The organism is Halosimplex rubrum, from assembly GCF_013415885.1.
GTDB classification, from domain to species: domain Archaea; phylum Halobacteriota; class Halobacteria; order Halobacteriales; family Haloarculaceae; genus Halosimplex; species Halosimplex rubrum.
The window spans coordinates 1,760,841-1,783,132 of sequence record NZ_CP058910.1; the positions used below are offsets into that span (position 1 = coordinate 1,760,841).

The window sequence follows — 22,292 nt, forward strand, 5'->3', positions numbered from 1 at the left end:
TCATAAGCTTGCTGTTTGCTCAACAGGAAGTGATCCGTCGATCGATAGGTCGGGCCGCCTCCTCAGTCCGGGTCGGCCGTCGCGTGGTGCGGTCCGACCGGCCCGTGTTCCGGACAGGTACCCGCGATCGGCGTCGCGTTGAGACAGCAGTTTCGGCTGTTCGTGGCTGCGAGGGCCTTCTGGAGTCGCCGGCCGCACAGGCGGCAGTACTCGGGGTCGTCGGTCACTGGTCGCTGTTCGGGTTCCACCGGGAAAGCGTCGGGGCCGCAAGCACTATGGTGTCAGTCAGCCACCACTCACCATGGTGCTCGCCGCGCTGGCGTTCTATGCTCTCGTCGCCTTCGTAGTCGTCGCCGCCGGGTCGTTCGTCGGCGCGACGCTCGCCCTGCAGGTGTATCACGGAGATCGGGCAGGTTCGCTCTCCCTTCGGGAGTTGGTCCGACGGCTCAACAACGACACGAGATGACCGGTACTCGTCCGTGAGCGCTGAAATCGGCCGGATCGTTAGGTGGAGCGGCTACTGCACTCGACGGCAAGCGTTGGAAGCCCTCGACCCGCTCGCTCGCTGGAGATGCTACCGCAGGGAACGACAGGCGTTGAAAGCCCTCGACCCGCTCGCGGTCGCTGAGCGACATATCCGCGCTCTCCGCACCGCCCGCGCGGATAGGGGTCGCTCAGACGACTGAACTGAACGCGAGCGCGCCTCGCCCTTTCAGTCCACCAGGGACAGCAAACCGCTCCCGCACGGCACCGCAGACGCCCTCACGCCTCCCCAGCCTCTTGCGATGCTCGCACGCTGCGCTTCTCATCCCTCGCACGGCTACGTCGCGCGCATGAAAGCGCGCGACAGCGCGCGCCAAAATCAGTTGCTGCTCGGAATCAGTCGTCGGCCGGGGCGGCCGCGTCACGCGAAGTCAGGTCGACGGGGTCGGCGTCGACGTCGAGTTCGTCGAGCGCGACCTGGGCGGCGCGCTTGCCGGAGACGAGCATGGCGCCGAACGTCGGGCCCATGCGCGGGAGGCCGTAGGTCGTCGCGGTGGCCATGCCGGTGACGACGAGGCCGTCGTGGGCGAGGCCGGTGTGCTCGACGACGGCGTCCTCGCTCTCGCCGACCCACATCGAGTCGTGGCCGGGCGAGTCGTGGCCGGGGGCGCCGTAGGTGTCGTCGCCGGTGCTATCCATGCCGCTGGCTTCCTCTTCGAGACCCGGCGCGTTGAGGACGCCGCGCTCGTCGAGCTTCTTGACCGCCATGGCCTCGTGGCCGGTGGCGTCGATGACCAGGTCCGCCTCGACGGCGATGGGGTCGACGCAGGTGATCTCCCGGGGCAGCGCGTGGACCGGCGTCCAGTTCATGACGATGCCGCCGACGCGGTGGTCCTCGCGGATGACGATGTCGGTGAACTCCGTCATGTTCTGCATCTTCGCGCCGGCGTCGCAGGCGGCCTTGATGAGGCCGGAACAGGCCTCCGGGCCGTTGGCGACGTACAGGCCCTCGCTGTCCTGGGACTGCTTGTGGTCCACGTCGAGTTCGTCGAGGACCTGCTGGGCCGGGTCGCGCACGGTGACCTTGTTCATCAGGAACCCGCCGAGCCAGAACCCACCACCGAGGTAGTTGTTCTTCTCGACGACCATCACCTGGACGCCCCGCTCGGACAGTTCCTTCGCCGCCATCAGCCCCGAGGGGCCGCCGCCGACGATGATCACGTCGCTGTCGGAGAAGTCCATGAACTCCTCGGTCCACTCCTGGCCGATCGCTCGGGTGACTTCCGCCTCGCCCACGTCGCTGAACTTGTCGAAGCCTTCCTGGCTCATATTAACCAGTGTTACCAGCGAGTGGTAAAACGACTTTCGGTATAAGTCGCTTGTACGGTCGGCCGAACGCGGGCCCGGTGACGGACGCGGGGCCGCGGCGGATACGAAGTCGTTGTACAATGCGCTTATACGTCGGCCGGGGCAAGCGGGGCGCATGTCACTGCGGCTCCCCAGCGAGATCGTGGTCGAGCGGTTCCTCCCGACCGCGCGGGCGATGCTGGCGACCGAGTTGCACGACCGGGGGTTCACCCAGAAGGAGGTCGCCGACCGCCTCGGACTGACGCAGGCGGCGGTGAGCAAGTACCTCCGCGGCGACGTGACCGTCGAGGACCGCTTCGCCGAGGACGAGCGGATGGTCGCGACCGTCGAGGCCGTCGCCGAGGGGTTCGCCGACGGGTCGATGGACGGCTACGAGGCGCTTTCGGAACTGCTCGACCTCGTCCGCGCGTTCGAGGATCGGGGCCCTATCTGCGCCGTCCACGAGGAGGAGATGCCGGCGCTGGAGGGGATGGGCTGTGACCTCTGTGTGCGGGGGACCGACGACGCGGTTCTCGCCGAACGCGAGGCGCTGGCCGCGGTCCGCCGGGCGGCCCGCCGGATCGCCAACGAGCCCGCGATGGCCGACCACGTCCCCAACGTCGGGACGAACGTCGGGACGGCGGTCCCCGGCGCCGACGACGCGACGGACGTGGCCGCCGTCCCGGGGCGACTCCAGGCGGTCAACGGCCGGGTCGTGGTCCCCGCGGACCCGGAGTTCGGCGCCTCCCAGCGCGTCGCCGAGACGATCCGCGCCGCGATGACCGTCGACCCCGACGTGCGGGGGGCCTTGAACCTCGCCACCTCCGAGGGGCTGCTCGACGCCGCCCGCGAGCGCGGGATCGACCCCGTCGAGTTCGACGCCGACTACGACGAGCGCGGCGAGCGCCTGCGCGGACACTTCCGCGAGCGCGGCGGCGTCCCCCGCGCGGCCTACCACGAGGGCGCGTTCGGCATCGAACCCGTCACGTACGTCTTCGGCGAGACGGCGACCGAGGCCGCCGCCCTCGCCGTCGCCCTCGTCGAGTCGACCCGTGCCGGATGAGTACGACGAGCGTCTCACCGACCGGTAGTATTTATTGACTGACACCCTCAGGTGTGGACGATGGGTCCTCGCCGCTCGACAGCGACCGTCCTCCTCGCAGCGCTCCTCGTCCTCGCCGGGTGTTCGACGCTCCTCGGCGGCGGGTCGACGCCCGCGCCGACCGACGACGGAACGACTCCCGTTCCGACGGCCGCGGACGAACCGACGACGCCGACCGCGACGCCGTCGCCCGCCCCGGCACCGACGGCCACACCGACATCGACACCCACGTCGACGCTCACGCCGACACCGACGCCATCGCCGACGCCGACACCGACGCCATCGCCGACGCCCACACCGACACCCACGCCGACGGCGACAGCGACGCCGTCGTCGAGCACCGGCTCCGGCGGCGTCGGTGAGAGCGCGCGGGTCGTCGTCCGCGGCGGGGAGCTCCCGGTCAACGCCACGGCGGTGTACCAGCGGGTCGAGCGGCTGATGGGCGCCGACGCGCCCGCGCCGACCGTCGACGTGGCCGCCGACGGGCCGGTCAACTTCTCCTCGCGGGAGCTCTCCCCGACGACCGACGCGCTGGGCTACCGCCGCGGCGACGGGTCGATCTCGAAGTGCGGGCGGTTCTATCCCGCTTTCGCGGGCGAGGACGCCGTCACGATCACGCCCGGGAACCTCTCTGCGGAGGCCGTCGAGCTGGTCCTCGCCCACGAGTTCGTCCACATCGTCCAGGACGAGGTCGAGGGGTACGAGCGAGTCGGGGAGATCGAACGGTACGCCGTCGACCACGCGCTCACCGAGGGCAGCGCCGTCTACGTCGCCGACCGGTACGCCGACCGCTACGACAAGCGCTGGAACGGCACCACGCCGCTGAGCATCCGCGAGTGTATCTACGACCGCATCGGCGACGGCACCCGCGGCCTCGCCGGTCGCTACTACTTCGGGGGATCGCACTTCGAACAGCGACTCGACTCGCCGGCGAACCTCTCGGCGGTCTACCGGGCGCCGCCCCGGACGACCGAACAGGTGATCCACGGACTCGCGCCCGACGCCGAGCCGGTCGCGAACCTCTCGGTGTCGGTCCGCCAGCGCGGTCGCTGGATCGGCGACACCCGCGAGCGAGCGGGTGAACTCCGCCTCCGGTCGTGGCTCCGGACCGGGCTCCCCGCCGACCGCGTCGACACCGCCGCGACCGGCTGGGGCGCCGACGAGACCCTCACCTTCGAGCGCGACGGCGCGACGAGCGTCGCCTGGGTCCTCCGCATGGACTCGGCCGCCGACGCCGAGGAACTCGCCGCGGCCGCGAGCGATCTGGAGACCACCCTGGAGTCGCGCGACGCGACGAGTGTCGGGGTGGAGCAGGTGGGCGACGGGACCGTCGTCGTCTTCGCCGGCGCCGATTCGTTCGTGGCGGACGCCGACGCCACCGGGACCGACGACGACGTGACGGTCACCGTGCCGTAGCCGAACTATCGGATCGAACGCATTTTCACGTTACAGTTCTATCGGGTGATATGGCGACCCGACGGGCCCTCTCGACGCTATCGCTCGCCTGCCTCCTCGTTCTCGCCGGCTGTGGGGCGCCGTTCGGCGCGAGCACGACGCCGGATCCGACCCCGGCCGCGACCGGCACCGAACCGGGAGTGACGTCGACCGCGACGCCCGATGGATCGGAGCCGTCGGCCACCGAGCGCGGAGTCGGACCGGGTGACCCGGCCGGCGTCGGCGAGAGCCGGCGCGTCGCCGTTCGCGGTGGGGAGCTCCCGTTCAACGCGACGGTCGTCTACCGCCGCGTCGAGCGGCTGCTCGGCGTCGACGAGCCGGTTCCCGAGGTCGTCGTCGGGGACCGGGACGCGTTCGACTTCTCGGCGATCGAACCTCGCCCGTACCAGGCGGCGTTGGGACTGCAGGCGGGGTCGGTCTCCGACTGTGCGACGTTCTATTCGGCGTCCGGCGGCGACCCCATCTCCATCACCCAGGGGACCCTCTCGGCGGAAGCCGTCGAGCTGATCTTCGTCCACGAACTCGGTCACACGTTTCAGGGACGGGCGTCGGGGTCCGTGGATATGACCGAACTCGGCGAGTCGTCCACCTACCTCACGGGTGGTGTCGCGGTGTACACCACGGACCGGTACGCCGAACGCTACGACAAGCGCTGGAACGGGTCTCGGCCCGTCGATGTCAGGGAGTGTGTCTACGACGAGGCCCCCGGAGCCTACCGACAGACGGCCGGTGAGATCTACTTCGGGGCGCGCTACGTCGAGGAGCGAGTCGACGAGCCGACGAACCTCTCGGCGGTCTTCGAGTCGCCGCCCGAGTCCGCCGAAGCGGTCGTCCACCGTCTCGAACCCGGCGCGGAACCGGTCCGCTCGCTGGACGTGCGCGTCGACGGCGGCGACCGCTGGGCGGTCGGCGAGCGGCGCCGCGCCGGCGAGATCGAACTCCGGGCGTGGCTCCACGCCGGCCTCCCCGACGACCAGGTCGACACCGCCGCGACGGGGTGGGGCGCCGACAGACTCGTCCGGTTCGGCGACGATACCGACCCGAGCGTGGCGTGGGTCCTCCGGATGGACTCCGCCGGAGACGCCGACGAACTCGCGGACGCCGTCGCCGACCTCGAAACCGACCTCGAATCGCGGAACGCGACCGAACTCCGCTCGACGCGCGTCGGCGAGGCGACGGTCGTCGCCTTCGCCGGAACCGAGTCGTTCGTCGCGAACGCGACCGCGGGCGGCACCGCCGGAAACGTGACTGTCGCAGCGCCGTAGCGCGGCCGGACCCTCCCGGGCGGCACGCACCTTTTGTCCGTCTCCCCCCAAGTGATCACATGGCACAACAGACGACAGACGGCGCCGCGGTCGGCGACCCCAGCGACCGGTGGCGCGCCGACCCGGGCGCGTCGACGGGGACCGACATCGAGTGCGAGGGGTGGCGCCAGGAGGCCGCGCTCCGCATGCTCGACAACAACCTCGACCCGGAGGTCGCCGAACTCCCCGAGGACCTGGTCGTCTACGGCGGGACCGGCCGCGCCGCCCGCTCGTGGGACGCCTACGACGCCATCGTCGCACAACTCCGCGAACTGGGCGACACCGAGACGCTGCTCGTCCAGTCGGGCAAACCCGTCGGCCGCTTCGAGACCCACGAGCGGGCGCCCCGGGTCCTCATCGCCAACTCCAACCTCGTCGGGAAGTGGGACAACTGGGAACAGTTCCACGAACTCGAAGCGAAGGGCCTGATCATGTACGGCCAGATGACCGCCGGGTCGTGGGCGTACATCGGGACCCAGGGGATCGTTCAGGGCACCTACGAGACGCTCGCCGAAGCCGCACGCCAGCATTTTCGCGGGTCCCTCGAAGGGAACGTCGTCGTCACCGGTGGACTCGGAGGGATGGGCGGCGCACAGCCGCTCGCGGTGACGATGAACGAGGGCGTCTGTATCGCCGCGGAGGTCGACGAGGCCCGCATCGACCGACGTATCGAGACGGGCTACTGCGAGGAGAAGACCGACGACCTCGACGAGGCCATCGAGCGCGCCGAAGCGGCCGCGGCGGCGGGCGAGCCGTATTCGGTCGGCGTCCACGCCAACGCCGCCGACGTGCTCGAAGCGATGCTCGAACGCGAGTTCGTCCCCGACGTCGTCACCGACCAGACCGCCGCCCACGACGCCCTGGAGGGGTACTACCCCTCGGGCTACACCGTGGCGGAGGCCGACGAGTTGCGCGAGCGCGACCCCGAGCGCTACGAACGGGAGAGCCTCGAAACGATGGAACGGCACGTCGACGCGATCCTCGAACTGCAGGAGCGCGGCGCGGTCGCCGTCGAGTACGGCAACAACGTCCGCGGCCAGGTCGCCGACTTCCGGGCCGAACGCGCCCGCGATAGCGAGGGAAGCGGGGACGACGAGGTTCGCTGGCCGCTCTCGGGCGCCACCGACGCCGAGCGCGCACCCTTCGACTTCCCGGGGTTCGTCCCGGCCTACGTCCGACCCCTCTTTTGCGAGGGGAAGGGCCCGTTCCGCTGGGTCGCGCTGTCGGGCGACCCCGCCGACATCCACCGGACCGACGAGGCCGTCAAAGAGCTGTTCCCCGAGAAGGACGCGCTGCACCGCTGGATCGACCTCGCTCGGGAGCGGGTCTCGTTTCAGGGACTGCCCGCGCGGGTCTGCTGGCTGGGTGCGGAAACGAGCGAGACGCCGCAGGCGTCTCGGAGCGGAGGCGACGAAGCCGCCGAGGGCGACGACGAGCGGCTCACCGAACGGGCTCGCTTCGCCCTTCGGATCAACGACCTCGTCGCCGACGGCGAGATCCGGGCGCCGGTCGTCGTCACGCGCGACCACCTCGACGCCGGCAGCGTCGCCTCGCCCAACCGCGAGACCGAGGACATGAAAGACGGCTCGGACGCCGTCGCCGACTGGCCGATCCTCAACGCCCTGCTGAACTGCGCCGCCGGCGCGGACATCGTGAGCGTCCACGACGGCGGCGGCGTCGGCATCGGCAACGCCCTCCACACCAACAACCACGTCGTCCTCGACGGCTCCGATCTCGCCGCCGAGAAGGCCCGGCGCGTGTTCACGACCGACCCCGGGACGGGCGTCGTCCGCCACGCCGACGCCGGCTACGAGGCGGCGCTCGAACGGGCCCGAACGTCCGATATCGCGGTCCCGATGGAGGACCGCGATGGGTGACGGCCCGGCCGGGACGGCGGAGTTCTCGCCGCCGTCGGCGTGGACGGGGCCCTCGGCCGACCCGAACGACGAACAGTTCGGCGACGCCGTCGAACCGGCCTCCCTCGACGACCTCGGCGAGTACGGCGCGGTGTTCGTCGGCGAACCCTACGACGGCGCGGTCATCGGCCGCCGCGGCGCCGCGGAGGGTCCGGCCGCGATCCGCGCGTCGCTGGCCGCGGCGAAGACCCACCACGTCGACCTCGGTCCGATCTCGGTCGCGGGCGACCCTGTCGACGAGGACGGCGAGGTGACGGCGACCGAGCGGATCCACGGCCCGACCGGCCCTAGTGTCGGACTGGCCGACCTCGGCGATATCGACCTCCCGGACGGCACCGAAGCCGACGACCCGTCGGTCGAATCCGTTCAGGCGCACGTCCGCGAGGTGACCGACGAACTCTACGGCCGGGGCGTCGTCCCGATGTTCCTCGGCGGCGACAACTCGCTGACGTACCCCAACGCCGCGCCGCTGCTGGAGCGGGGGTCGCTCGGCGTCCTCAGCTTCGACGCACACCTCGACTGCCGCGAAGTCCGGGAGGGCGTCGGCCCCACCAGCGGCACGCCCTACCGACAGCTGTTCGCCGACGGGCTCGACGAACTCGCGGTGGTCGGCGCGCGCAACTTCGAGACGTCGACCGCCTACCACGACTACCTCCACGAACGGGGCGGGCGCGTGTTCACGCCCGCCGATGTGGCCGCCGACCCCGTCGACGCGATGGACGACGCCATCGCCTCGCTGGGCGACGTGGACGCCATCTACGTCAGCGTCGACCTCGACGTCCTCGACGCGGCGGCCGCGCCGGGCGTCAGCGCGCTGACGCCCGGCGGGCTCTCCACGCGGGAACTGTACCGCCTGCTCGAACACGTCGCGACCCACGGCCGCGTCGCCGGCTTCGAGGTCGTCGAGTGCGCGCCGCCGCTGGACGAGGGCGGGCGGACCGTCGACGCCGCCGCCCGCGCGGTCGCGCACTTCCTCGCCAGCCTCGCCGCGCCGAAGGGCCGCCACGGCCGCAGGGGGGCGCTCGATGGTTGAGTTGACGGCGGTCGTCCACGGCGCCGCCGAGGTGGCGACCGCGACCGGCGGCCTCGGGAGCGACGACCCGGCGGGCGTCGTCGAGGACGGCGCGGTCGCGGTCGTCGACGGGGCTATCGCGGCGGTCGGTCCCACCGACGAGGTGACCCGCGAGTATCCGCCGGCGAACGCCGTCCACGAAGTGGACGCGAGCGGTCGGGCGGTGATACCCGGCTCCGTCGACTCGCACACCCACGCCTGCTTCGCCGGCGACCGCTCCGACGAGTTCGAGGCGAAACTCCGGGGGACGACCTACGGGGAACTGCTCGCGAACGGCGGCGGCATCCACCGTACCGTCCGGGCGACGCGGGCCGCGACCGACGACGAACTGCTGGGGAATCTGCTCGACCACCTCGACGTGATGGTCGCCCACGGAACGACCACCGTCGAGGTGAAGTCGGGCTACGGCCTCGACACCGAGACGGAGCTGCGGATGCTCGACGCCATCGACCGCGCCGACGACCGCCATCCCGTCGACGTGGTCCCGACGTTCATGGGCGCTCACGCGGTGCCGCGCGAGGCCGACCGCAGGGAGGCCTCGGACCGAGCGAGCGGCGAAGCCGCGAGCCGCGGGAGAGACCCCGTCGACGCCGATGACTACGTCGACCGCGTGGTCTCCGAGCAGCTCCCGGCCGTCGAATCGCAGGGTGTCGCCGAGTTCTGCGACGTCTTCTGCGACGAGGGGGCGTTCACCGTCGACCAGTCGCGGCGCGTCCTCCACGCGGGCGCCGAGCGCGGCCTGACGCCGAAGGTCCACGCGGAGGAACTCGCCCACCGCGGCGGCGCGAAGCTCGCTGCGGAGGTGGGCGCCGCCAGCGCCGACCACCTCCTGCACGCCACCGACGAGGACGTGGGAGCGCTCGTGGAGGCGGGCGTGACGCCCGTGCTCCTGCCCGGCACCGCCTTCGGGCTCGGCGCCGACTACGCCGACGGGCGGGCGATGGTCGACGCCGGCGCGCCGGTCGCCGTCGCGACCGACTTCAACCCGAACTGCCACTCCCAGAGCACGGGCTTCGCGAGCGCGCTGGCCTGCGTCGAGATGGGACTCACGCCCGCCGAAGCGCTGGTGGCCACCACCCGCAACGGCGCCCGCGCGCTGGACCGCCCCGATCTGGGCGCCCTCCGCGAGGGCGCGCCCGCCGACCTGGTCGTCCTCGACGCGCCCTCGCACGTCCACGTCCCCTACAGCTACGGGGTCAACCGCGTCGCGACGGTGCTGAAAGAGGGCCGACCGGTCGTCGGCCCCGAGTGGACCGGCGAGACGGGTGGCGACCCCGGCGACGGCGGCGGTCGGGGTGGCGGAGGTGGACCCGATGTCTGAGGCGACGGTCGTCCTCGACGGCGAGTCGCTGACTCCGGAGAACGTGGCCGCCGTCGCCCGCGAGGGCGCCGAAGTCGCTATCACCGACGAGGCCCGCGAGGCGGTCCGCGTCGCCCGCGAGCGCGTCGAAGACGTGGTCGAGAGCGACGAAGCGGTCTACGGCGTCAACACCGGTTTCGGCGAACTCGTCGACCAGCGCATCCCCCGCGAGGACGTCGCGCAGTTGCAGACGAACCTCCTGCGCAGCCACAGTGCCGGCAGCGGCGACCCCCTTCCCGCGGAGGCCGTCCGCGCGATGCTGCTCGCGCGGGTCAACGCGCTCGTCAAGGGGTATTCGGGCGTCCGCGAGGTCGTCGCCGACCACCTCGTGACGATGCTGAACGAGGGCGTCCACCCGGTCGTCCCGCGGACGGGGAGCCTCGGCGCCAGCGGCGACCTGGCGCCGCTGGCCCACGCGACTATCGTCCTGCTCGGCGAGGGGCAAGCCGAAGTCGAGGACGAACGGCTCGACGGCGAGACGGCGCTGGCCCGCGCGGGGCTGGAGCCGCTGACGCTGGGCGCCAAGGAGGGGCTGGCGCTCATCAACGGCACGCAACTGACGGTCGGGCTCGGCGCGCTGCTCGTCGTCGATACGGAGCGGCTGGTCCGGGCCGCGGACGTGGCGGGCGCGCTGACGACGGAGGTGACGCTGAGTTCGACGGTCCCCAGCCACCCGGCGATCCAGGCCGTCCGCCCCCACGAGGGCCAGGCCGCGAGTGCGGCGAACCTCCGGCGGCTGACCGCCGGCTCGGAGGTCGTCGACTCCCACCGCAACTGCGACCGCGTGCAGGACGCCTACTCGACGCGCTGTCTCCCGCAGGTCCACGGCGCCGTCCGCGACGCCGTCGCCCACCTCCGGGCGGCGGTCGAAGTCGAGCTGAACAGCGCCACCGACAACCCCCTGGTCTTCCGCCGCGAGTCGATCGCCGACCGGACCGACCAGGCCACGGCCGCCGCCGACCGCGCCAGCGGCACCGACCGCGCCGCGGTGCTCTCGGGCGGCAACTTCCACGGCGAACCCCTCGCGCTCCGGCTGGACTACCTGACGGGCGCGCTGACCGAACTCGCCGCGATCGCAGAGCGGCGCGTCGACCGCACGCTCAACCCCAACACCCAGGAGTCGCACCTCCCGCCCTTTCTCACCACCGAGCCCGGTCTCCGCTCGGGGTACATGATCGCCCAGTACACCGCGGCCGCGCTGGTCAACGAGTGCCGGGCCGCGGGCCGCCCCTCGACGGACAACACGCCCGTCAGCGGCAACCAGGAGGACCACGTCAGCATGAGCGCCACCGCCGCCTGGGGCGCCCGCGAGACCGCCGACCGCGTCGCTCGCGTCGTCGGGATCGAACTCCTGTGTGGCGCCCAGGCCGCCGAGTTCGTCGACGACGACCTCGCCCCGGGCCGCGGCACCGGCGCCGCCTACGAGGCGGTCCGCGAGCGCGTCCCGCCGCTGGACGAGGACCGCCCGCTCGCCGACGAGCTGGCCGCAGTCGCCGAGCTGGTCGCCTCGGGCGACCTCGAAGCGCGGGTGAACGCGGCGCTCGACGAGCCGCTGACCTGAGCGCCTGTCGCCACCGGTCTCGGACGACGCGGACGGCCGCGCCCGACCGCCGGGACGGCCGCTCACCCGGAGAACCGGAGGTCCGAGCCGGCGTCGCTGGCCGCGTAGCGGTCGCCCTCGTCCCAGTCGCGGAGGCTGGACTGGGTCTCGAACAGGGCCGTGTCGAGGTGGCCGTCGTCGATGGCCGCGCCGTCGCCCAGCGCGTTGCGCGCGGCGTTCTCGGCGAGGAGTTCGATGTCGCTGGCCGCGTAGCCCTCGGTCCCCTCGACGACCCGGTCCCAGTCGACGGCGTCGGCGACCGGCCGGCCGGCGAGGTGGAGGTCGAGGATCTCCCGGCGGGCGTCGGCACCCGGCGGCGGCACCTCGACGCGCTCGTCGAACCGCCCCGACCGGCGGATGGCCGGGTCCACGTCCTCCAGCAGGTTGGTCGCGCCGACGGCGACCACGTCGTCCTCGTCGAGCGACTCCAGTTCGGTGAGCAGCTGGTTGACCATGCCCTGCCGACTCGACCCTACCCCACTGCGAGAGCCCGCAACGGCGTCTATCTCGTCGATGAAGAGGAGACACGGCGCGTTCGCGCGGGCGATCTCGAACAGGTCGGCGACGTTGCTCTCGGGCTCGCCCATCCACTTGCTCGTCAGGTCCGCCGGGGAGACCTCGACGAACGCGTGGTCGAGTTCGCCCGCCAGCGCCCGCGTGACGTGGGTCTTCCCGCAGCCGGGCGGGCCGTACAAAAGCAGGCCCGAGAGCACGTCGATGTCGTAGCGGTCGTAGGTCCCCGGATTCGAGAGGGGGTCAAGCACCGTCTCGCGCAGCCTGTCTTTCAGCTCGTCCATCCCGCCCACGTCGTCGAACGAGCGGTCCACGTCGACGGTGACCAGCGACCGGGCCGACAGGTCTACCCCGTCGGGCTGGACGACGTGGGTCCCCGCCTTGTGGGAGACGCCGACCCACTCGCCGATGCTGGAGTCCGTCGACTCGAGGGCCGGTTCGAGGTGAGACTGGCCGATCGGCGCCTCGTCGCGCAGCGCCTCGCGGGCCGCGTTCTCGGCGATCAGCTCGAGGTCGCTGGCGGCGTAGCCGACCGTCCGCTCGACGACGGGCGACGGATCCAGGCCGTCGGCCGTCGGTCGGCCGGCGAGGTGGAGGTCGAGGATGGCCCGGCGGGCGTCGGCGCCCGGCGGCGGCACCTCGACGCGCTCGTCGAACCGCCCCGACCGGCGGATGGCCGGGTCCACGTCCTCCAGCAGGTTGGTCGCGCCGACGACGACCACGTCGTGGTCGTCCAGCGATTCGAGTTCGGTCAGCAGCTGGTTCACGAGCTGTTGCTCGCTGGAGTTCATGTCGCTCTCGCCGCCGCGGTCGCCGGCGATACCGTCGATCTCGTCGACGAACAGCAGACACGGGGCGTTCGCCCGGGCGATCGCGAACACGTCGGCGATCTTCTGGGCCGGTTCGCCCATGTACTTGCTCGTCACGTCGGCGGGCGACACCTCGACGAACGCGTGGCCGAGTTCGCCGGCGAGCGCACGGGTGACGTAGGTCTTCCCGCAGCCGGGCGGGCCGTGCAAGAGGACGCCGTTGACGACGCTCAGCCCGTACTCGGCGAACCGGTCGGGGTCGGTGACCGGCCGGATCACCTTGTGCTGCAGGGTCTCTTTCAGGTCGGCCATCCCGCCGACCTCGCCGAAGCCGTGCGCCGGCGCGGGGTCGACCAGCGAGTCGGCGTCCATCTCGACGCCGTCGGGCTGGACGACTTCGGTCGCCTCGTCGGTGCCGGGCCGCCCGCCGCGGCCGCCCGACGGATCGAGCGGCTCCGGCCCGCTCTCGTGGTTCGTCTCGGCGCCCTCGACGCCCCGGCCGTCCGCGTCGCTCTCGCTCCCGGTGTCGCCCGCGGAGCCCGTCCCGCCGCCCCGCTGGACCCGGTCGAGGTCGACGTCGTACCCGAAGTCGCCGACGACCGTCGGGTCGCCGGAGACCCACTCGGCCACCCAGCCGTCGGGGTGGTCCACGTCGGCGTCGGCCTCGTCGCGGAAGGAGACGAGGTACGCGTGGTCGGCCGCTTCGGCGCGGAACTCCGCGAGCCAGAAGGGCAGATAGACGCGGCTCACGTCGGTCACGTCGATGCCGCCGTCGGGGTCGAAGTCGTTGGGCAGTCCGTAAGTGTCCTTGAACTTGTTGAGGAAGACCGCCGCGGCCTCCTCGCCGGCGGCCGCGCGGCGCTCGCGGTAGTCGATCAGCCGCTCGACCAGCACGCTCTCGGCGCGGTCGTCGGTCGCCTGGAACTCGAGCATCACCGTCGTCCCCAGGCCCGGGTGGTCGGTCCCCAGGTCGAACTCGCCGGGGTCGACCGTCGCCGGGTCGGCCGTCCCGTCGACGTACTCGTGGACGAACCGGTCGTTGCCCTCGACAAGCCCGTCGACTAGCGTGGTCGTCGTCTCGCGGTTCTCGCCGAACGAGAGCAGCTCCGAGGCCTCGTACTCGAACTCCAGGCGGAAGACCGGATAGAGGACCCGATGCAGCCGATCGAGGGTCTCGCCGGGACCGAACGGCGTGATCGCTCGCTCGTCCAGGGCCGCCCGGACCCGCTCCTCGTCGGGCAGCCGACGGTCGAAGGCGAACCGTTTCGGCAGCACGTCAGAGCCCCCCGTCGCGTGCGCGACTCATTACGCCCGAGTGACACGGTCAGGGGCATCAACGTTCCGACCGACGACGGTCGGGACCGTCGACCGCCGACCGCCGACCGGCCGCGCTCGCCCGACGGCCGGGCGCCTCAGGCCTCCGCTTCGTCGCTCCCCTCGCGGATCGCCCGCTCGGCAGCCGCCAGCGTCTCGTCGGCGTCGAAGTCGGCGACGATCCCCTCCAGCGTCTCGCGGTCGGCGTCGACCAACTCGCGGGCGTGCTCGGTGATCGCCGGGACCGCGCGGATCACGTTGTCGACGATCGGCACGTCGGCCGCGCGGGCCGAGCGGGACATCGGGTTGAGGTCGATGACGACCTCGACTTTGCCCAGCTCGCCCAGCGCCTCGGCGCGGTCGCCGTCCTCCAGCGGGACGAGGACGACGTCGGCGTCCCCGATGCCGTCGGCGTCGACCTTCGCTCGCTCGTGGTCCAGCCCCGGGATACGGCCGTCGGCGGTGAGCCCCTTCACCTCGCTGGCGCCGTGCTCGCGGAGGTGGTCGGCGATCCGCTCCATCCGCTCGGCGGTGCGGTTGAAGAGGTTCACCTCGATGTCGGCGCCCGTCGCTTCCGCCAGGTCGACGACCTCGCCGGGGACGAGCGCGGCGACGTTGCCGTTGACGGAGAGGACGGGGTGATCGGCCAGCAGGAGGTGGGCGGCCGCCGCGCGGGCGGCGCCGTCGGCCGACGGGAGCGTGCGCTCGCCGAGCAGGTAGTCGAACGCCTCGCCGCGGCCCTGGGCGATGAGGCCCTGCCGGGAGGTGATCCCGTCTTCGACCCCCGCCTCGATGCGGTGGCGGGTGAGCAGCGACTCGTAGCGCGGGTGACTCTCCGGGATGTCGGCGTCGGTCATGCCCGGACGCTCGCGGCCGAGCGCCGAAAACCCGACGTTTCCGGACCGGACCGCGAGCGGTCGGTGCCGCGTCTCGACCCGGGGCCGACGGGTCGTGACGGCCGGGGACTGGCGGGTCGTGGCCGCCGGGGCTGGCGAGTCGGGACGGCCGGGGCCGGCGGCTCACTCCGCGTCGATCCGGTGGCCGGCGGCCGGGCCGCACTCCGCGAAGAGGGCGGTGAGGAGCTTGCGCTGGGCGGCCCGGAGGTGCTGGGAGAACGTCGACGGCGAGATATCGAGGTCCGCGGCGACCTCCGCGCCCGTCGTCTCGCGGGGTCGCTCGAAGTAGCCGGTCCGGTAGGCGGTCACCAGCACCTCCAGCTGACCGTCCGTGAGTTCCCTCGCGAGCACGTCCTGGACCTGATGGCGGAGGAAGAGCGCCCTCGCGAGGGCGGTCGCGCTTGGCGACCAGGTCGACCGAGGGGTGTTCGTCCGTGACGGAGTCGACGACCGCGCCCGCGTCGCGGGAGGGCAACACCTCGACGACGCGGCCGTCGCCCTCCTCGGCCCAGAGGTCGCGGAGGAACGCCTCCTCGTCGGCCAGCGTCGTCGCGACGCAGTCGGCGGCCTCCTCGACGTGACAGACCAACACGCCGTTCTCGGTGTGGTGGTCGACCAGCCGCTCCTCGACCGGTTCGGCGTCGGTGATCCGGTCGACGGTCGCGGGCGAGGCGTCGCGCACCTCGAAGAGCTCCAGGCACTCGCCGTCCGACCGCGGCAGGAGCTCCCGGAGTATCCACCGACAGGAGCCACGTTCGGACCCGCTGACGAACGTGTAGTCGGCGCTGGTCACCCGGAACTCGAGCTCCGTCGGTCGCTCGGCGGGCGCCGCCGTCCTATCGTAGAATTTGAAAGACATCGCTCGGATGACCGCACGCAGTCGTGCGGTCGACCGCGCAAACGCTTTCAAATTCTACGATAGCGGGAACTCCGCGGGTACGGCGGGAAGTGCCTTGTGCGGTTCGACGCGGACGAGTACACCGGGGGCGAAACCCGCCGTCGTCGGTCACCTCGCATACCGGTTCGAACCCTCGGCGTCCGACCGAGGGCGCTCCGCGTCGTCCGTCGCCGATGCGGCCGTCGCGCTCAGCTCCGCGGAGAGCGCGAACAGCGCCCGCCGGTGTGCGTCCTTCGAGCGGTGGATCGCCGTCGGACCGACCGCCGTGGCATCGCACTCGTCGAACGGGCCGGTCGCCAGGTCGCGCTCGTCCTCGAACTCCTGTCGGATCAGGACGAACAACGCGTGCAGGTAGAGTGTCTCGCGTTTTCGCATGGGTGGCGTGGTAGGTGGCCCCGCGGCGCCGCGGGCCGATGGGTCGAAGGCACGAACCGGGGTGGGGTGGTGGGAGAGGCGGGACCGAAGCCGCGCGCGTCGTCGGCCCGTCGTGACAGACGAGTGCCACGGATGAAAAACGAATACCTGAATAGTACGGTCCACCGCCAGCGAGCGGTAGGCGGCGCCTACTCCGGGAGCGTCCGGTCGCTCGGCGGGGCGACCAGCGTCGCTCCCGTCGGGTCGATCCGGCAGGCCGTCGGGTCGTAGCCGGCGTCGCTGAGTCCGGTGTCGAGCGCGAGGACCGTCTGGCCGAGCATCCCCATCGTCGCCTCGCCGCCGGCCTCGGCCACGTCGGTCACCACCTCGTACACCCGGTCGGTGACCAGGTCCGCCTCCCGGGAGAACTGCCGGGACGACGCCACGAGGCGTTCCAGCGTCGGCTCCTGGACGAGCCGGGAGAGCGCCCGCTCGCCGGCCGCCGAGATGGTCGCCGTCTCGCCGCCGATCACCTCGCTCGTCGACAGCTCCCCGAACGTCTGGAACTCGACGCGCGAGCGGGTCGGCACCGCGTCCATCTCGTTGTGCCGGGGGCTCCCGGGTTCGAGTCGGATCGGGACGCCACCGTGGAGCTGGCCGACCACGTCGCCCAGCCCGGTGCCGGCCTGGACCTCCGCGCCGTGGGCGATCGTCGCGAGTTCGTACGTCGAGAGCCGCCGGTCGAGCAGTTCGTTCGTCGCCAGCGCCGCGCCGAGCGCCATCGCGCCGGAGACGCCGAACCCCGAGCCGACGGGCAGGTCCGTCACGCCGCGGACCGCGACCGTCGCCTCCAGCGCGTCGAGCACGCGCTCGACGGCCTCGATATCGACCGATTCGCCGTTCAGCGTCACCGCGACCGCGTCGGCGGGCCGGACGGTGACGGTCACGCCCTCCGAGAGCGCCAGTCCCGCGCCGCGCGACCCCGCCTTCGTCGGGTCGTCGGCCCGGTCGACGGTGAAAAACCCCGTCACGTGCCCGGGGACGAACGCCCGTGCCACCGCTGTCATACTCCCCCGTGGGCGCGGCGCCTGTAATCAGTTTCGTCCTCGGGGCGCCGTCGGCCCCCGACGGACGGGTCCGCCGCTCACGCCCGCTCGCGCTCCGCCGAGCGGTCGTCCTCGCCGTCCGATTCCGCGAGGAACGTCTCGGCGTCGTCGACCGACTCGGTCTCCAGCAGGCGCTCGACTCTGGTCTCGAACTCCGCGTCGTCGATCTCCCCGCGGGCGTAGCGGTCGCGCAGCTCGGCGAGCGCCTCGTCGGCCTCGTCGGAGCGGCCGCGGTCGCGGCGCCCGCGTCCGCGCTCGCGGTCGGCCTCCCGCTTCGACTCGTAGTACTTCGCGAGCGCGACCGCGAGCGGCATGCCGCCGCCGAAGCCGACCGGGAACGCCACCCAGAAGTAGTCGACGCCGAGGAACATGAGCGAGAAGGCGACGCCGAGCGTCAGGAAGGTGACCGCGCCGGTCGCGACGCCGACGAGCGGGCTCTCCTCCTCGTCTCCGTCGGGTTCGACGGCGCCGCGTTCGTCGCGTGCCATACCGGATCGTCGACTGCCCCCCATTTGTATCTACCTCGCCGGCCGGCTCCGAAGGGCCGAGCGGAGCGCGTCGGCGCCGCGAACGGCGGCGGGGACCCACAGAATTATTGTATCCGCTGTCGGACATCGTATCGAGTATGCCGTCAGTCAGCGCGCGCCTCCCGGACGAGGAGAAGGAGGAACTGGACGCGGTCGCCGAACTGCTCGACGAGGACCGATCGACGACGATCCGGAAGGCCCTGCGGGAGGGACTGGCCGAGCTGCGCGTCCGCCGCGCGGTCGAGCGCTACCAGTCGGGCGACGCCTCCGTCGCCGAGGCCGCCCGCATCGCCGGCGTCTCCCTGGGCGAGTGGCTGGAGATCGCCCACGAGCGCAACCTCACCACCCAGCTGGCCGCCGAGGACCTCGGCGACGACGCCTACACCGCACAGGAGCTATGACCGGCGGGAACCCCGCCGGGTCGTCGGACTCGACTCGGGGGGCCCGCGGATGAGCCGCATCTACGTCGGCCCGACGAGCCTCTACGCGCTCGGGCAAGTCGGCGAGCTCGACCTGCTGAAGAGCTTCGACGGCCGGCTCGTCGTCCCCGAGATCGTCGAGGCACAGGTGACGACCGAGCCCGCGCGGAGCGCGCTGGCGTCCTTTCTCGACGAGACCGACGTGTCGACGGCGGTGCCCGACACCGCCCACGAGCGGGCCGTCGAGGTCGTCGGTATCGACGAGGGCACGCACGAGGCGTCGATGCTCGCGGGCGTGATCGCCCACGCGGACCCGAACGACCGCCACGCCGTCGCCGTCGTCTCCGAGGACCGCCGCGTCCGCCGCATCGCCGAAGGTCTGGGAGGCGCGGTCACCAGCTGTTTCGGCGTCGTCGCGCGCGCCGCCGCCGAGGACAAGTACCTCTCTCGCTCGCAGGCCCGGCGGATCGTCCGCCGCATCGACGCCAACGGCATCCAGATGACCGGCGAGATGCGCTCGCAGGCGGTCGGTGCGGTCGGGGAGTAGCGTCCGCAAACGTTCGGAATCGGATCGTCAATAGCAGGGGCCGTATGTTGCCGGTCCGGTGTGACACGACCCCCGCATAGTTTGGTACCACATACTACATGGCTCGGGTCAGAATTGTGAACGTATGTCACCAGTGACTCCAAGCACCGCCGTCCTCCAGATGAGCCAATCGGACGCGTTCGAGCAGATCAGCAACGACGTCTTGCTCTCGTCGTCGCTGTGGGCGAACATCGCGCTGGCCGGGCTGTCGATACTGCTGTTCGTGTACATGGGACGGGACGTCGAGGGGACGCGGGCGAAGCTCATCTTCGGAGCGACGCTCATGATCCCGTTGGTCTCGATATCGAGCTACACGGGACTCGTGTCGGGGCTGACAGTCGGATTCATCGAGATGCCGGCGGGACACGCCCTGGGAGGTGAAGAGGTGATGAGCCAGTGGGGTCGATATCTGACGTGGGCGCTGTCGACGCCGATGATCCTGCTCGCGCTGGGGCTCCTGGCCGACGTGGACGTGGGTAGTCTGTTCACGACCATCGCAGCCGATATCGGGATGTGCATCACCGGACTCGCCGCGGCGCTGGTCACCTCCTCGTACGCGCTCCGCTGGGTGTTCTACGGCATCAGCTGTGCGTTCTTCGTGGTGGTCCTGTACGCCGTCCTCGTCGAGTGGCCCCAGTCGGCGACGGCCGCGGGCACCGACGAGATCTTCGGCACGCTGCGCGCGCTGACGGTCGTGCTGTGGCTCGGCTACCCGATCATCTGGGCGGTCGGCATCGAAGGACTGGCGCTGGTCGAGTCGGTCGGGCTGACCTCGTGGGGCTACTCCCTGCTCGATATCGGTGCGAAGTACCTCTTCGCGTTCCTGCTGCTCCAGTGGGTCGCCGCCAACCAGGACGTGGTTCAAACGGCCGGGCTGGGCACCGACGCCAGCGGCGCCACGGCCGTCGACGACGACTGACCCGTCGGTGGTCGAGCGGTCTGCCCGCCGTTTATCTCACTCTTCGGCGGCCTCGTAGAACTCGCCGTCGTCGAGGACGGGGTCGTCTTCGAGGAACTCGACGCCGCGGGCGGTCGGCTCGACGCCCGTCTCGGCTTCGAACTCCGCCAGCAGATCGCTCCCCCAGCCCATGCCGGCGACGGCGTCGAACGCCCCGAAGACCTCGACGAGCATCGGCGCCGGCGGCGCCTGGGCGAACGCGCGGAACCGGAACCGATGGGCCATCGCGAACCGATAGAGCATATCCTGGCCGGCCAGCCCCTCGCACCCCTCGTAGCGGGCGATCTCGTCGGGTGCGTCGTCGCTGTCCGACCGGTAGAGGACCGCCTCGGTGCAGGTCTCCGTCTCCGAATCGAACGTTCCGACGGCCGCCCGCTCCCACAGCGGCGCGCTCTCGACGAGCAGGCCGGGGACCGGCTCCTCGACGAGGACGTAACAGTAGTCGGCGACCCACGCCAGGTCGGCCGCCCGCTCCGTCCCGTCGCCGTCGACGAGGTCGCCGTGGACGCAGTCCTCCCCGTTGGGTATCGCTACCGGGTGGCGGTCGTCGAACCACGCCACCAGCGACTCGCGGGCCGCCTCGTCCGCGCACTCGAACGTGTAAGTCGTCCACTCCACGGGCTCGCTTCGGGAGTGGCAGGGAAAAACGTTGACGGCTGCGCGTCTCCGGAGAGGGCCGCTGGCGGTTTCGGACCGCCGCGAGATCGAGCGGCCCGCGCGTCGCTTCGCTCGTCTCGCTGGCTCTCAGGTCTTCGCCGCTCACGGCACCCTGCGGTCGCCGTCTGCTCGCGGGCCGCGGGCCCGCTCGCACGGCCCGTGGGAGCACTACTCCCACGCTGTTCGCGCTCCGAGGTCGCTCCGCGATCTCGCTATCTACGGACTCAGACGCTGACGATCCCGCGGGAACAGCACCGCCTCGCGGATGTTGCCCAGGCCGAGCATCGTCATCACGAGGCGCTCGCCACCGAGGCCCCAGCCGGCGTGGGGCGGCATGCCGTACTTGAACATCTTGGTGTAGTAGTCGAACTGCTCGGGGTCGAGACCCTGCTGTTCGAACCCGTCGACGAGGTGGTCGTAGCGGTGTTCACGCTGGCCGCCCGAGACCAGCTCCATCGTCGGGTGCATCATGTCGAAGCCCGTCGAGAGCCCCTCGTCGTCGTCGTGGTCCTTGATGTAGAACGGCTTGATCTCCGAGGGCCAGTCGGTGATGAAGTAGTGCTCGCCCACGTCCTGGCCGAGCGCGTGCTCGCCCTCCGTTGGGAGGTCGTCGCCCCAGACGAGCTGCTCGTCGAGCTCGCCGGTGGCGTTGATCCGCTCGATGGCCTCCTCGTAGGTGAGCCGCGGGAAGTCGCCCTCCGGCGCCTCGAACTCCTCGTGCAGGTCGAGCGCTTCGAGCTCGTCCTGACAGTTCTCGGCGACGCCCTCGTAGGCGGCCTTCACGATGGTCTCGCAGGCGTCCATCGCCTCGGTGTGGTCGTAGAAGGCCGACTCGAAGTCGATGGAGGTGGCTTCGTTGAGGTGGCGGGGCGTGTTGTGCTCCTCGGCGCGGAAGATCGGGCCGATCTCGAAGACGCGTTCGAGGCCGGAGCCGACCATCAGCTGCTTGAACAGCTGGGGGCTCTGGTTCATGAACGCTTCCTGGCCGAAGTAGGTGATCGGGAACAGCTCCGTCCCGCCCTCGGTGCCGGTGGCGACGATCTTCGGCGTGTTGATCTCCGTCGCGTCGAGGTTCCGGAACGCCTCGCGGACCGAGCGGAGGACCTCCGCGCGGATCTCGAAGATGGCCTTGGTCTCGTCCTTCCGGAGGTCGAGCGTGCGGTTGTCCAGCCGCGTCGAGAGGTCGGCGTCGACCTTGCCCGAGGGGTCGAGGGGCAGTTCGGGGTCGGCCTCGGCGACCACGTCGAGGGAGTCGGGCGTGATCTCGACGCCGGTGGGCGCTCGGGGCTCCTCTTCGACGGCGCCGGTGACGGCGACGACGGACTCGCGGTGAACTCCCAGTCCCGCCTCGACGAGGTCGTCGTCCATCTCGTCTTTCTCGAACTTGACCTGGATCTTCCCGGACTGGTCCCGGAGGATGAGGAAGGCGATGCCACCGAGGTCGCGGATCTCGTGGACCCAGCCGGCGACCGTGACGGTCTCGCCCGGCTCGGCCTCGGCTGTGTAGGTGCGGTCGTCCATGGGAGTGGCTTCTGGTGGCCCCGACTTAAGGACAGTCCTTCGGCGCCAACGCCTCCCACGCCACCGAACGGTACCCCCGCCGGTCGACGGCGTGC

At 71.4% G+C, this 22,292-nt stretch carries 22 protein-coding genes and 1 pseudogene; 12 read left to right on the forward strand and 11 right to left on the reverse strand.

From position 1 onward, the window contains the following. Positions 1 to 62: 62 nt before the first annotated feature. Positions 63 to 227, reverse strand: a complete 165-nt coding sequence (locus tag HZS55_RS08645) for a hypothetical protein (protein ID WP_179911284.1) — start codon at positions 225 to 227, stop codon at positions 63 to 65. Positions 228 to 301: 74 nt separating this feature from the next. On the opposite strand from HZS55_RS08645, the gene HZS55_RS08650 reads away from it, so the two are divergent. After that, complete coding sequence (locus HZS55_RS08650) at positions 302 to 466, forward strand: hypothetical protein (RefSeq protein WP_179911285.1); 165 nt, start codon at positions 302 to 304, stop codon at positions 464 to 466. 413 nt (positions 467 to 879) lie between these two features. Here the strand turns inward: HZS55_RS08650 and HZS55_RS08655 are convergent, their stop codons facing one another. Then, positions 880 to 1,812, reverse strand: coding sequence for a sulfide-dependent adenosine diphosphate thiazole synthase (locus HZS55_RS08655; RefSeq protein WP_179911286.1), 933 nt, complete (start codon positions 1,810 to 1,812; stop codon positions 880 to 882). A gap of 154 nt (positions 1,813 to 1,966) precedes the next feature. Here HZS55_RS08655 and HZS55_RS08660 point away from each other — a divergent pair, with 154 nt between their 5' ends. The 8 genes from HZS55_RS08660 to hutH all read left to right on the forward strand — a co-directional run bounded on the left by HZS55_RS08660 (position 1,967) and on the right by hutH (position 11,600). Further along, a complete protein-coding gene (locus HZS55_RS08660; RefSeq protein ID WP_179911287.1) occupies positions 1,967 to 2,893 on the forward strand; it encodes a thiamine-phosphate synthase family protein in 927 nt (308 codons plus the stop codon). A gap of 119 nt (positions 2,894 to 3,012) precedes the next feature. Then, positions 3,013 to 3,294 carry a hypothetical protein gene (locus tag HZS55_RS08665; RefSeq protein ID WP_179911288.1) on the forward strand — a complete coding sequence of 94 codons (282 nt, stop codon included), beginning with the start codon at positions 3,013 to 3,015 and terminating at the stop codon, positions 3,292 to 3,294. Between the two features lie 52 nt (positions 3,295 to 3,346). Continuing rightward, positions 3,347 to 4,348 (forward strand): hypothetical protein, encoded by a 1,002-nt coding sequence (locus HZS55_RS08670; RefSeq protein WP_179911289.1) that lies wholly within the window; start codon positions 3,347 to 3,349, stop codon positions 4,346 to 4,348. A gap of 50 nt (positions 4,349 to 4,398) precedes the next feature. Next, a complete protein-coding gene (locus HZS55_RS08675) occupies positions 4,399 to 5,652 on the forward strand; it encodes a hypothetical protein (protein ID WP_179911290.1) in 1,254 nt (417 codons plus the stop codon). A 59-nt stretch (positions 5,653 to 5,711) separates the two neighbouring features. Next, positions 5,712 to 7,568: a urocanate hydratase gene (gene hutU, locus HZS55_RS08680; RefSeq protein WP_179911291.1), complete on the forward strand. Its 1,857-nt coding sequence runs from the start codon at positions 5,712 to 5,714 to the stop codon at positions 7,566 to 7,568. Next, positions 7,561 to 8,640, forward strand: coding sequence for a formimidoylglutamase (gene hutG / locus HZS55_RS08685; protein ID WP_179911292.1), 1,080 nt, complete (start codon positions 7,561 to 7,563; stop codon positions 8,638 to 8,640). Before hutU ends, hutG begins: the two co-directional genes overlap by 8 nt. Beyond that, complete coding sequence (locus tag HZS55_RS08690; protein ID WP_218927291.1) at positions 8,633 to 10,000, forward strand: imidazolonepropionase; 1,368 nt, start codon at positions 8,633 to 8,635, stop codon at positions 9,998 to 10,000. The genes hutG and HZS55_RS08690 overlap by 8 nt, the downstream gene beginning before the upstream one ends. Then, positions 9,993 to 11,600: a histidine ammonia-lyase gene (gene hutH / locus HZS55_RS08695; RefSeq protein WP_179911293.1), complete on the forward strand. Its 1,608-nt coding sequence runs from the start codon at positions 9,993 to 9,995 to the stop codon at positions 11,598 to 11,600. Before HZS55_RS08690 ends, hutH begins: the two co-directional genes overlap by 8 nt. A gap of 62 nt (positions 11,601 to 11,662) precedes the next feature. Here the strand turns inward: hutH and HZS55_RS08700 are convergent, their stop codons facing one another. The 7 genes and pseudogenes from HZS55_RS08700 to HZS55_RS08730 all read right to left on the reverse strand — a co-directional run bounded on the left by HZS55_RS08700 (position 11,663) and on the right by HZS55_RS08730 (position 18,017). Further along, complete coding sequence (locus tag HZS55_RS08700; protein ID WP_179911294.1) at positions 11,663 to 14,236, reverse strand: AAA family ATPase; 2,574 nt, start codon at positions 14,234 to 14,236, stop codon at positions 11,663 to 11,665. Positions 14,237 to 14,373: 137 nt separating this feature from the next. Continuing rightward, entirely contained in the window at positions 14,374 to 15,132 is a 759-nt protein-coding gene (locus HZS55_RS08705) for a 4-phosphopantoate--beta-alanine ligase (RefSeq protein WP_179911295.1), read from the reverse strand. A gap of 162 nt (positions 15,133 to 15,294) precedes the next feature. Then, positions 15,295 to 15,522: a helix-turn-helix domain-containing protein gene (locus tag HZS55_RS08710; RefSeq protein ID WP_179911296.1), complete on the reverse strand. Its 228-nt coding sequence runs from the start codon at positions 15,520 to 15,522 to the stop codon at positions 15,295 to 15,297. A 91-nt stretch (positions 15,523 to 15,613) separates the two neighbouring features. Further along, positions 15,614 to 16,030 (reverse strand): annotated as a pseudogene (locus HZS55_RS23000) (bacterio-opsin activator domain-containing protein); the annotation flags it as partial. A gap of 147 nt (positions 16,031 to 16,177) precedes the next feature. Beyond that, on the reverse strand, positions 16,178 to 16,444 hold the full coding sequence (locus tag HZS55_RS08720) for a UPF0058 family protein (protein WP_179911297.1): 267 nt from the start codon (positions 16,442 to 16,444) through the stop codon (positions 16,178 to 16,180). A gap of 188 nt (positions 16,445 to 16,632) precedes the next feature. After that, positions 16,633 to 17,490 carry a pantoate kinase gene (locus tag HZS55_RS08725; protein ID WP_179911298.1) on the reverse strand — a complete coding sequence of 286 codons (858 nt, stop codon included), beginning with the start codon at positions 17,488 to 17,490 and terminating at the stop codon, positions 16,633 to 16,635. A gap of 77 nt (positions 17,491 to 17,567) precedes the next feature. Beyond that, positions 17,568 to 18,017: an SHOCT domain-containing protein gene (locus tag HZS55_RS08730; protein WP_179911299.1), complete on the reverse strand. Its 450-nt coding sequence runs from the start codon at positions 18,015 to 18,017 to the stop codon at positions 17,568 to 17,570. 137 nt (positions 18,018 to 18,154) lie between these two features. On the opposite strand from HZS55_RS08730, the gene HZS55_RS08735 reads away from it, so the two are divergent. The 3 genes from HZS55_RS08735 to HZS55_RS08745 all read left to right on the forward strand — a co-directional run bounded on the left by HZS55_RS08735 (position 18,155) and on the right by HZS55_RS08745 (position 19,980). After that, a complete protein-coding gene (locus HZS55_RS08735; RefSeq protein ID WP_179911300.1) occupies positions 18,155 to 18,457 on the forward strand; it encodes a UPF0175 family protein in 303 nt (100 codons plus the stop codon). A 49-nt stretch (positions 18,458 to 18,506) separates the two neighbouring features. Then, the gene (locus tag HZS55_RS08740) at positions 18,507 to 19,022 is read left to right on the forward strand and encodes a hypothetical protein (protein ID WP_179911301.1); all 516 of its coding nucleotides are present in this window, start codon (positions 18,507 to 18,509) and stop codon (positions 19,020 to 19,022) included. Between the two features lie 160 nt (positions 19,023 to 19,182). After that, positions 19,183 to 19,980: a bacteriorhodopsin gene (locus HZS55_RS08745; protein ID WP_246308426.1), complete on the forward strand. Its 798-nt coding sequence runs from the start codon at positions 19,183 to 19,185 to the stop codon at positions 19,978 to 19,980. Between the two features lie 36 nt (positions 19,981 to 20,016). Here the strand turns inward: HZS55_RS08745 and HZS55_RS08750 are convergent, their stop codons facing one another. Both HZS55_RS08750 and aspS read right to left on the reverse strand, forming a co-directional pair. Next, entirely contained in the window at positions 20,017 to 20,637 is a 621-nt protein-coding gene (locus tag HZS55_RS08750; RefSeq protein ID WP_179911303.1) for a hypothetical protein, read from the reverse strand. A gap of 255 nt (positions 20,638 to 20,892) precedes the next feature. Further along, the gene (aspS, locus tag HZS55_RS08755; protein WP_179911304.1) at positions 20,893 to 22,197 is read right to left on the reverse strand and encodes an aspartate--tRNA(Asn) ligase; all 1,305 of its coding nucleotides are present in this window, start codon (positions 22,195 to 22,197) and stop codon (positions 20,893 to 20,895) included. Between the last annotated feature and the right edge of the window lie 95 nt (positions 22,198 to 22,292).